The sequence below is a fragment of the Sulfitobacter noctilucicola genome (assembly GCF_000622385.1).
Lineage (GTDB): Bacteria > Pseudomonadota > Alphaproteobacteria > Rhodobacterales > Rhodobacteraceae > Sulfitobacter > Sulfitobacter noctilucicola.
In genome coordinates this window covers 57,930-68,572 of the sequence record NZ_JASD01000001.1, presented here as the reverse complement: position 1 = coordinate 68,572, position 10,643 = coordinate 57,930, and the positions used below count along the sequence as shown (strand labels likewise).

10 protein-coding genes are annotated in these 10,643 nt (G+C 57.1%); 7 read left to right on the top strand and 3 right to left on the bottom strand.

Features of this window, described 5'->3' with window-relative positions; translation table 11 throughout:
* Positions 1 to 21 precede the first annotated feature (21 nt).
* The 7 genes from Z946_RS0100350 (at position 22) to Z946_RS0100320 (ending at position 6,577) form a co-directional block, all read left to right on the top strand.
* A complete protein-coding gene (locus tag Z946_RS0100350) occupies positions 22 to 1,338 on the top strand; it encodes an acyl-CoA dehydrogenase family protein (RefSeq protein ID WP_037968941.1) in 1,317 nt (438 codons plus the stop codon).
* Entirely contained in the window at positions 1,335 to 2,105 is a 771-nt protein-coding gene (locus Z946_RS0100345) for an SDR family NAD(P)-dependent oxidoreductase (protein WP_025053763.1), read from the top strand. The genes Z946_RS0100350 and Z946_RS0100345 overlap by 4 nt, the downstream gene beginning before the upstream one ends.
* 4 nt (positions 2,106 to 2,109) lie before the next feature.
* Complete coding sequence (locus Z946_RS0100340; protein ID WP_025053762.1) at positions 2,110 to 2,883, top strand: SDR family oxidoreductase; 774 nt, start codon at positions 2,110 to 2,112, stop codon at positions 2,881 to 2,883.
* Positions 2,884 to 2,982: 99 nt separating this feature from the next.
* Positions 2,983 to 3,912: a LysR family transcriptional regulator gene (locus tag Z946_RS0100335; RefSeq protein ID WP_025053761.1), complete on the top strand. Its 930-nt coding sequence runs from the start codon at positions 2,983 to 2,985 to the stop codon at positions 3,910 to 3,912.
* Between the two features lie 132 nt (positions 3,913 to 4,044).
* Positions 4,045 to 4,899 carry a DUF481 domain-containing protein gene (locus Z946_RS0100330; RefSeq protein ID WP_025053760.1) on the top strand — a complete coding sequence of 285 codons (855 nt, stop codon included), beginning with the start codon at positions 4,045 to 4,047 and terminating at the stop codon, positions 4,897 to 4,899.
* Between the two features lie 199 nt (positions 4,900 to 5,098).
* Positions 5,099 to 5,470, top strand: coding sequence for a VOC family protein (locus tag Z946_RS0100325; RefSeq protein WP_025053759.1), 372 nt, complete (start codon positions 5,099 to 5,101; stop codon positions 5,468 to 5,470).
* Between the two features lie 60 nt (positions 5,471 to 5,530).
* Positions 5,531 to 6,577, top strand: coding sequence for an alpha/beta hydrolase (locus Z946_RS0100320; RefSeq protein WP_025053758.1), 1,047 nt, complete (start codon positions 5,531 to 5,533; stop codon positions 6,575 to 6,577).
* 2 nt (positions 6,578 to 6,579) lie between these two features.
* On the opposite strand, the gene Z946_RS0100315 is transcribed toward Z946_RS0100320, so the two are convergent.
* The 3 genes from Z946_RS0100315 to Z946_RS0100305 are packed head-to-tail and all read right to left on the bottom strand — an operon-like array spanning position 6,580 to position 10,631.
* Positions 6,580 to 7,452, bottom strand: a complete 873-nt coding sequence (locus Z946_RS0100315; protein ID WP_025053757.1) for an acyl-CoA thioesterase — start codon at positions 7,450 to 7,452, stop codon at positions 6,580 to 6,582.
* 21 nt (positions 7,453 to 7,473) lie between these two features.
* Positions 7,474 to 9,429: an acetoacetate--CoA ligase gene (locus tag Z946_RS0100310; protein WP_025053756.1), complete on the bottom strand. Its 1,956-nt coding sequence runs from the start codon at positions 9,427 to 9,429 to the stop codon at positions 7,474 to 7,476.
* The gene (locus Z946_RS0100305; protein WP_025053755.1) at positions 9,426 to 10,631 is read right to left on the bottom strand and encodes a serine hydrolase domain-containing protein; all 1,206 of its coding nucleotides are present in this window, start codon (positions 10,629 to 10,631) and stop codon (positions 9,426 to 9,428) included. The genes Z946_RS0100310 and Z946_RS0100305 overlap by 4 nt, the downstream gene beginning before the upstream one ends.
* Positions 10,632 to 10,643: the final 12 nt, after the last annotated feature.

Sequence of the window (10,643 nt, the reverse complement as noted above, 5' to 3'; positions counted from 1 at the left end):
TTCATGCCAAGGAGGCACACTATGTCCGATACAAACTCACCGCTCAGCCTGAACAATCTGGAAATGTCCGACAAGGCAAAGCCGCTGTTGAACGCTGTAATCAAGCACATCCGCGAAAACGTGGATCCAATGACCGAAGAATACCACCGCTTGGGCGAAAGCCTCGAAAACCGCTGGTCACACCACCCCAGACAGACCGAGCTGATGAATGAAGCCAAGCAGAAAGCGCGTGATGCGGGCCTGTGGAACTTCTTTCTGCCCAACGCCGAAACCGGTGAAGGTCTGGCAAACCTCGATTATGCCTATATCGCCGCCGAGCTGGGCAAAAATCCACTGGCGTCCGAGACGCTGAACTGCTCCGCCCCTGACACCGGCAACATGGAAGTGCTTGAACGCATTGGTACGCAGGAACAAAAAGACAAATGGCTGAAGCCTCTGCTTGCGGGTGAAATCCGCTCCGCTTTCGCCATGACAGAGCCTGATCGCGCCTCTTCTGATGCCAAGAACATCGGCATGACCGCTGTGCTGGAAAACGGCGAGTGGGTGATGAACGGCGAGAAATACTACATCTCGGGTGCCGGTGATCCGCGCTGCAAAATCATGATCGTGATGGTCAAGACGTCGCCCGATGCCGAAGCGTTCCGCCAGCAGTCCCAGATCCTGGTGCCGATGGACACGCCTGGTGTTGAAATCCTCGGGCCAATGCACGTCTTCGGACACGATGACGCGCCACATGGCCACATGCACATCAGGTTCACAAACGTCCGCGTACCGGAAAGCAATATCCTCTGGGGCGAAGGCAAGGGTTTTGAAATCAGCCAGGTTCGCCTTGGGCCAGGCCGTATCCACCACTGCATGCGCTCGATCGGTCAGGCGGAAAAGGCGCTGGATCTGATGATCGACCGCGGCCTGAACCGTGTGGCCTTTGGCAAAAAGATCGTTGATCTGGGCAAGAACATGGAGACAATCTCCCGTGCTAAGATCGAGATTGAATCCATGCGTCTTCTGGTTCTGAAAGCCGCCAAAGCAATGGACGTTCTGGGCAACAAAGAAGCCCGCATCTGGGTCAGCATGATCAAAGCGAAAGTGCCAGAGCAGGTTTGCGACATTATCGATCAGGCCATGCAGGTGCATGGCGCCACAGGTATCAGCCAATGGTCGCCCCTGTCTGGCATGTATGCCCAGCAGCGGACATTGCGGTATGCAGACGGCCCTGATGAAGTGCACCACCACGTCATCGCGCGTAACGAAGTCCAGCAGTACAAAGACAGCAACTCCCGTCAGGACGCCATCAAAGGCGACACACAGGCGCGCGGTGCGGGCGGGTTCATGGGATGAGCACGCTCTTTGATCTGACCGGCAAGGTGGCGCTGTTGACCGGCGCCTCCAAGGGTATGGGGCTGGCGATGGCTACCGCTCTGGCAGAGCATGGCGCGACGGTCGTCATCTCTGCGCGCAAGCAGGACCAGCTTGATGAAGCGGCAGAGGGCATCAATGCCCTTGGCAAGGGCAAAGCCTATGGCGTGTCCTGCAACGTGGGCTACAAGGAGCAGCTTCAGGCCTTGGTCGACAAGACGCACGAGCTGGCCGGCCCCATCGATGTTGTCATCGGCAATGCAGGCGTGAACCCCTATTACGGCAAAACATCGGAAATCCCTGATGACGCTTATCAGAAAACCATGAACGCCAACGTGCTGTCCAACCTCTGGCTGGCACAGATGGTGGCGCCCGATATGATCGAAAAAGGATCAGGGTCGATGGCGTTCACTTCTTCTATCGGCGCCTTCAAACCTTCGGTCATGCTGGGCACCTATGGCATGTCAAAGCTGGCGCTGATTGGCCTGTGCCGCAACCTTGCAGCCGAATTCGGACCCAAAGGCATCCGCTTTAACGCGATCTGCCCCGGTCTGGTGAAAACCGAATTCGCCCGCGAGCTTTGGGACAACCCGGAAGTTGAAAAACGCATCAAAGAGGAAATCCCCCTGCGCCGCTTGGGAGAGCCCGAGGATTTTGCAGGGCTTGCCGTCTACCTTGCCTCTGATGCCAGCAAATACATGACCGGACAGGCTTTGACCGTCTGTGGCGGCTCCAACATGTGGACGTGATCTGATGGATATCAAAGATAAAATCTGTGTCGTCACCGGTGCCGCAAGCGGAATCGGTCGCGCCCTGTGCATGGCCTTTGCCGACGCTGGCGCCAAACAGGTCGTCTGCGTCGACGTAAACGGTGAAGGTGCCGCAGAGACAGCCGAGAGCGTCGGCGGTGCCGCCTATACGGTAGATGTATCGAAAGAGGCCGAGATCACCCAGATGATCGACAGCGTTGAACGTGACATCGGCCCGATTGACCTGTTCTGGTCAAACGCGGGCATCGCCGTAGGCGGTGGCATGGACACACCCAATGACGAATGGCAGCGGGTATGGGAAATCAACGTGATGTCCCACGTCTGGGCGGCGCGTCACCTTGTGCCTTTGATGAAGGAACGTGGCGGCGGCTATCTGCTGAACACTTCGTCTGCGGCTGGTCTGCTGAACCAGATCGGATCGGCATCTTATGGTGTCACAAAACACGCCGCCGTGGGTCTGGCCGAATGGATCGCACTGACCCATGGCGATGATGGCATCAAGGTGTCGGTGCTTTGCCCACAAGCGGTACGCACCGAGATGACGCGCGGACACGAAGATCATGTGGCCGCCATCAATGGCATGATGGAGCCTGAACCCGTCGCGCAAATCTGTCTTGAGGCGATCCGGGAAGAAACGTTCCTCATTCTGCCACATGAAGAAGTGCGCAAGTATATGAAGAATAAAACCGACGACTACGACCGTTGGATCGGTGGCATGCGCAAGCTGAACCGCCAGTTCGGTGACAAAAAGATGTGAGCGTTTGGCGGCCTTTCGGGGTCGCCACCTCCACCCCTCTCATCCATGAGCATCACAAATATGAATTGCCCTTGAAACGGGGCGTTCTTAGGATGCCGCATGGACATTACTCTCATCAAAACCTTCATCGAAGTAGCCAATACCGGCTCCTTCGTGGCAGCCTGCGACCGTCTGTTCGTGACACAATCCGCTGTCAGCCTGCGCATCCAGCGGTTGGAAGATTCCCTTGGTCATCCCCTGTTTCACCGCTCCAAAGCGGGTGCGATCCTGACCCCGGAAGGCAGGCAGTTTGAACGCTACGCCCTGAGCCTTCTGAAAATCTGGGAAGAAGCCCGCCAGCAAATCGCCATTCCCGAAGGATACTCACGCGCACTGTCTATCGGTGCGCAATATTCCCTTTGGCCGCGTCTTGGCTTTCGCTGGATAGACGCCATGCAAGCCGCGATGCCAGAACTCAGCGTTCATTGCGAGGTTGGTATGACCGACCGTATCACCCGCTTTCTGATCGAAGGTGTGATACAAGCCGGCATCCTTTATACCCCCCAATTGCGCCCCGGTCTGATTGTTGAACCTGCAATTGATGACGAGCTGATCCTTGTCGCATCATATCCTGATGCCACGCTCGATATCAAAGAGTGCTACGTCGCGATCGACTGGGGGCCGGAATTCACGCACGCGCTTGCGATTGCGCTGCCGGAGCTTACGGATTCGGGGCGTTCGATGGCGCTTGGATCGCTTGCCATGGATTATATCGTGAACCGCCGCGCCGCCGGATTTGTCCCTGCACGCTCCGCAAAGCGGTATCTGGATGCAGGAAAACTACACATCGTGTCCGAAGCGCCACGTTTTCCATACCCTGCATGGGTCATTTGGCGCGACGACATGCCGGAAGACCTTGCGCAGATGGCCCGGCGTACTTTGAACGATGTCGTTCAAGCTGCTGAAAAAGAACAAAAACCTGTGACGGATTCGCTGGAAACTATGGAAAACTTCGAACCTGTACGTGACGAAAGAATTACAAACGAGTAATTCTCATTCTATACCCGACTTATTCAAATTTCACTCATTTGAAACGGTAACATATATCCGTCCTCAGCAGAGATGCTCCCGATCTACGGTACTCCCACCGGATGACGGATCACCTTGAAGAGAGAGTGAAACATGAACGCAATTTCTAAACTCGCCTCAGTTTCCGTACTGGCACTGATGGTCGCCGCACCCGCATTCGCACAGAATGCAATCACAGGCATCGAAGCACTGAACGATCAAATCGACGACATCACAGATGATGTGAACGACAACATCGCAGACGGCGACGACGCAGAGCGTTTCGGCCCGAACGGTGTCGCACAAGGCTGGCGTGGCTCCTTTGCCCTGTCCGCTTCCGGCACTTCCGGCAACACCGACACAGGTGAGCTGTCCGGCGCTGGCCGCCTGACATACGGCATCGGCGACTGGAACCACCTTGCCGGTTTCGCAATCGAATACGGCGAATCCAATGGCGTGAAAAACGAAGAGAAGTTTTTCGCAACCTATGAGGGCAGCCGCTACTTCACACCTTCGTTCTATGCCTTCGGTATCGCACGTTTCCAATATGACGGACTGCTGACAGACACCAATGGCGTCACCGTGGACGGCTCTGAAACAGACGCATTCCTTGGCTTTGGTCCGGGTTACCGCGTTCTGAACAAGGACAACCACACATGGCGTGTTCAGGCAGGCCCTGGCGTGCGTTACTTCAAAGACGTGAACGGCGTATCTGAAACAGAAGTCGGCTTCATCGCCTCTTCCCGTTACTTCTATGCGATCACTGACACAGTATCGTTCACCAATGATACCGACATCCTCGGCTCGGACCTGAACACAATCGTGTCCAACGACGCAGGTGTGAACTTCAAAGTGACAGACAACCTGTCCACACGCATCAACTACCGGACCGACTATAATACAGATCCGGTTGCAGGCCTGAAATCCACTGACAACACCCTTGGTGTGTCCTTGGTTCTGGGCTTCTAAACAACGTCATAGGTCCCGAGCGGTTTCTTACCTCGTACCGGGAAGGACCAGACGAACAGGGAGGATGGGGAAACCCGTCCTCCTTTGTGCATTCGGGTCGGAAATGATTGTAAAAACACGCAGTTGTCACTACAAATTTCACACCACAGGCGGGTCGATTACCGCGCCTGTTTTTGCTTCGACCTAAAGGAATATCAATATGATCGGCTATGTAACCATCGGTGTCCGCGACATGGAACGCGCCAAAGAATTCTACGCGAACCTGTTTGAGCCGAACGGCGGCAAGGTCGTCATCGACAATGGCCGCATCGCCTTTATCTCGGTTGCCCGTGGCCAGCCTATGGTCGCCGTGTGCGAACCTTACGACAAGGGTGATCCAACCCCTGGCAATGGCACGATGATCGCCTTTACCGCCGAGACAAAAGAGGACGTCGACAAGATGCACGCACGCGCGCTGGAACTTGGCGCAACCGACGACGGCGAACCCGGACAACGTATCCCTGACCGTTTTTATGGTGCCTATGCCCGCGACCTTGATGGCAACAAAATCTGCTTTTTCGTCTTTGGGTAAAGCCAAGACTTTCTGTATGACGCAAATCTGTGTCATCGGGCGGACGTCCTGTGCTAATCAATGCGCATGATCGTCCGCCTTTTGCTTGTCCTTCTTACCGTCTGCACGCTGGCGTCCTGTGCGCCGCGCGGTGTAATTGCTGTGGCAGAACCGGCACCGGACAGCCGGCTGCACGACATCTGGGTGGCGAGCTTCCGCGCCACGGTTGAGCCAGAAGCAGGGCAGACGCTTCCGCCCCGACCGAAAGCGATGACTTTTGAACGCCAACGCATCGCGGTCCCGCCGACCCACCAGACAGGCCAGATTGAATGGCCAAAGGGCTTACCCGAACCTGCAAAAAACTTCGTGACCGCTGATACCGCCTATTACGAGAGCATCGGCGCATTTTCGAATGCAGTGCGTGCGGCTGATCTTACCGCAACCGGCAACACGTTCCTCTTTGTCCACGGCTACAACTACACCCACGGCGAAGCAGTGTATCAGATGGCACAGATTGCCCATGATTTTGAGATCCCCTCCCCGCCGGTCCTGTTCTCATGGCCCTCCGCTGCGCGTGCCGCGGGCTACCTCTATGACCGCGACAGCGTGTTGATTGCCCGCGATCAGCTCGAAGACCTGATTGTCGCGCTGACCCGATCCCCCGATCGCAAGCTGATTATTATGGGCCATTCAATGGGGACGTTCCTGCTGATGGAAACCCTGCGCCAGATTGAAATCTCGGGGAGTGTCGACATTCCAGCGAAGGTGGAGAGCCTCATTCTGGTATCGCCCGATATCGACGGAGAGCTGTTCTATACTCAGGCGGCGCGCCTGTCTAAATTGCCCGATCCCAGCCTGATTATCGCCGCCAAACAAGACAAAGTACTGCGCCTTTCCGCGTTCCTTACGGGTAGGACAAACCGGCTTGGGTCAGAGACGGATCGCGGCGCCGTGGGCGATTTGCCGATCACCGTCGTGGACGCTAGCAATCTGGGCACAAACGGGACCAATCACAGCATCGCGCTGACGTCACCCACGGCGATCACAATTCTGAAAAATCTGCGCAGGCAGTCGAACGACATCTCAAAGACTGTCCCGTCGCTCGTTCATCTAAGCGAACTCAGATAGCGTCAGGGTTTCGCTTTCGGGGCAATCGGACGCATCAACCCTTCCTGCGCCACGCTCGCCACCAGCTGGCCGCTTTGCGAATAGATCGCCCCCCGATTGAAGCCGCGCCCGCCACCGGTCCATGGTGCATCCAGATCATACAGATGCCAGTCCGCAAATTCGATCGGCGCATGGAACCACATGGCGTGGTCAAGGCTTGCCGTCATCACCTTGCCCTGAAACCACGTAAGCCCGTGGGGGCGCAGCGATGATCCCAGCAGGTTCATGTCGGACGCATAGGCAAGCAGGCAATGCTGCATCTGCGCGTCCTGCCCTTTGGCCGCTTCCATGCGGAACCAAAGCTGGTTGATGTCGCTGGTCGCGTCAGGATCAAAGAAATCGCGCGGCTCAACCTCGCGCAATTCGATCGGGCGTTCCCGCAGGAAATCGGCGCGATATTTCTCCGGGAGCTTTTCTACAAAGGCCGCCCGCAGATCGTTTCGGTTGGGCCAGTCTTCGGGGCTGCCGACATCCTTCATGGGATGCTGGTATTCCCAGCCGTCCTCAGCCACATGAAACGATGCGGACATGTTAAAAATCTGTTTGCCGTGCTGGATTGCAACAACACGGCGGGTGGTAAAGCTGCCGCCATCACGGGCGCGGTCCACCTGATAAATCACCGGAATCTTGGGATCACCCGGACGGATGAAATACGCATGCAACGAATGGCACAAGCGGTCCGGCACCGTGCGGTACGCCGCCATCAGCGCCTGCGCAATCACATGCCCGCCAAAAATGCGCATGGTCGTTTCGCCACCGCCACCGATGCCACGAAACAGATCGACCTCAAGCTGCTCGATATCCAGCAGGTGCAGCAACTCTTCTGCAGGGGTCATATCATGGGTCATGCGTGTGCCTCAGGCGTTGGCCCGTGCATTGGCATAGGCGATAAAGAAATCAAAGCTGTCGGGGTTGGCCATGCTGTCACGGTTCACAACCCGTTCGGGATCACCGCCAAGCAACAGCTTTTTCACCGGAACTTCAAGCTTCTTACCTGATAGCGTGCGCGGGACCTCCGCAATCTGCACAATCTCGTTCGGAACAAAGCGTGCAGACACCTGCGCACGGATCGCACTATTGATCTGATCCTTCAGCGCATCATCCACTGTGACCCCCTTAGCCGGCACAACAAAGAGTGGCATAAAGCTTTCGCGCCCCAGAAATTCCAGATCGACAACCAGTGAATCAAGCACTGTGTCCAACCCTTCAACGGCTTGATAGATCTCGGCCGAACCAAGACGCAGCCCCTTGCGGTTGATGGTGGCATCAGACCGTCCGTAGATCACGCTTGATCCATCTTCCGCAATGCTGATCCAGTCACCATGGCGCCAGACACCGGGATAGTCTTCGAAATAGCTTTCGCGCAGGCGGCTGCCGTCCGTATCACCCCAGAAAAATAGCGGCATCGATGGCAGGGGTTCGGTACAGACGAGTTCGCCTACCTCTCCTGTCAGCTCTTTGCCATGGGCATCAAACGCCCGCACCGCATTGCCAAGCGCGCGGCACTGCATTTCACCTGCCCGCACTTCCATACCGGGGTGGCCCAGAACAAAAGCACCGGCCAGATCGGTCCCGCCGGAAATCGGGGCCAGCCATTGGTCCGCTTTCACATCGCGGTAAATCCAGTCGTAAGTATCCCCGGACAAGGGTGATCCCGTCGATCCCATCGACCGCATGGCGCTCAGGTCTACCTCCTCGCGCGGCGTCACACCCGCTTTCATACACCCGCTGAAGAACGCGGCCCCCGCGCCGAAATAGGTCAGCTGCTCATCCGCAACAAAGCGCCAGAGCACACTCATATCAGGATGGTTCGGTGCGCCATCGAAAATCGCAACGGTCGCCCCCTGCCCCAATGCCATCCATTGCGCGTTCCACATGATCCAGCCTGACGACGTCAGCCAGCAAAAGCGATCCTTGGCCGTCAGATCATGATGCAGCGACTGTTTGGCCGCTTCCAGAATGATCCCGCCATGCCCGTGTACAATTGGTTTGGGATTGCCGGTCGTACCGGAAGAATAGACGATCCAAAGCGGATGCTCGAACGGGACCTGCACCGGATCAAAAGGGACATCATCGCCCGTCAGACTATCCCATGACACGTGCCCCTCAGGCAGATCACCTGTCACCGGCAGGGTCACGAATTGCTTTACAGAGGGAAGGCCCGCAAAAATCTCGGCCAGCACCTCGCGCCGGTCAACGGTCTTGCCCCCGTGCACATATCCATCCTGCGCAATCAGCACTTTTGGCGCGATCTGCTTGAACCGGTCCAGAATGGCCACATGACCCATATCCGGCGCACAAAGAGACCAGACAGCCCCGATGCTTGCGCTTGCCAGCATGGCAATCAGGGCGGTTTCGGTATTCGGCAGGATCGCGACAACGCGGTCCCCCTGCACCACCCCCATGTCGCGAAGCTTGGCCGCGACACTGGCAACCTGTCCACGCAGCGTGTCCCACGACAGTTCCGTCCTGCCAAAGGTTTCGGATTGCACGATAACCGCAGGGTCCGGCCCACGGGTCTGCGCATGCTTTAACGCATTCTCGGCGTAGTTGAGCATCCCGCCGGTGCCCCATTCCATGTCCGGCATCTGGCGCTTGACCACCAACTTTTCCGGGCGGACAGAGGCACGCACATCAAAAAAATCCCAGATCGCCGTCCAGAACCCCTCAAGGTCATCAACGCTCCAACGCCACATGCCGTTGTAATCCTCGAACGTCTTGCTTTGGGTTTCTGCCACAAACCGCTCGAACGCGGCCATGGTCGATGCATCATACCGCGCTTGCGTCGGCGTCCACAAAACCTTTGCTGTCACGTCAATGCTCCATGAATGAGCGCTTTGAGCTGGGAGCGCGACGGATAGGAACTGCTTGGTGCAAGCTGGGTGAAAAAGATGACAGACAGATCCTGCACCGGATCAACCCAGAAAAAGGTCGAGGCCATACCACCCCAGGAAAAGTCACCAACCGATCCCGGCACACGCACGCGGCCCGGATCCAGCACCACGGCACCGCCGATACCAAAACCCATTCCGTCCATCGGCTGTTCGGCAAAGCTCGCAGGGCCCATCGACGCGATATCGCCGGGCAAGTGGTTGCGCATCATAAAGCTGAGCGTATGGGGCGACAGAATACCCTTGCCCCCCGCCCGCAGCATATCCGTGAACCTGGCATAGTCATCAATCGTACCGACCAGCCCGCCGCCGCCCGATTGCATCTTTGTATCCAGGTACGGCGACCCCTCAACACCGTCCGTCTGGCGCAGCGTTTCTTCGCTTTTGTCCTTCGCATTGAGATCAAAACTGTCCCCCGCCAAGGGTGTGTATAGCGAGGCAAAGCGATCTTTCAGACCCTCAGGCAAAATGAATCGCGTCTCGTCCATTCCGAGCGGATCAAAGATCTCATCTTGAAGGAATGTACCAAAGGGTTTGCCGCTGATCACTTCGATCACCCGACCGATCAGATCAATACCGACCGAGTATTCCCATCGGGTGCCCGGCCTGAACGCAAGCGGCAATTCCGCCAGTTTGTCAGACATCTGCGCCAGCGTCAGCTGACCGGGACCAAAGTCCATCTTGCCTTCGCGCATCGCCGTCGACACCACACCGGGATTGAACGAATAGCTGACACCGGACGTATGTGTCAGGAGCTGGTGCAGCGTTGGTGCGGCACAGGGTTCGGTCTGGCTCAGGTCGGACGCATCGGGCACCAGACAGCGCGCATCAGCAAAGCCGGGGATAAAGTCTGAGACCGGCGCATCCAGATGCACCAGCCCCCGCTCGACCAGGATCATCAGCGCAACAGATGTAATCGGCTTGGTCATTGAATAGATGCGCGCAACCGTATCACGCTGCCACGGCAGCCCGCCCGCAACATCCCGCAGGCCGCAATCGTGGTAGAATACCTCGTTGCCGCCCTGCGCGACCAGCACCGAACACCCCGGGTAGCGCCGTGCGTCGACATACCCCTGCATCCAACCTTTGATCCGATCAAGACGGGACGTGTCAAAGCTGCTCATCGGCGCTCTCCT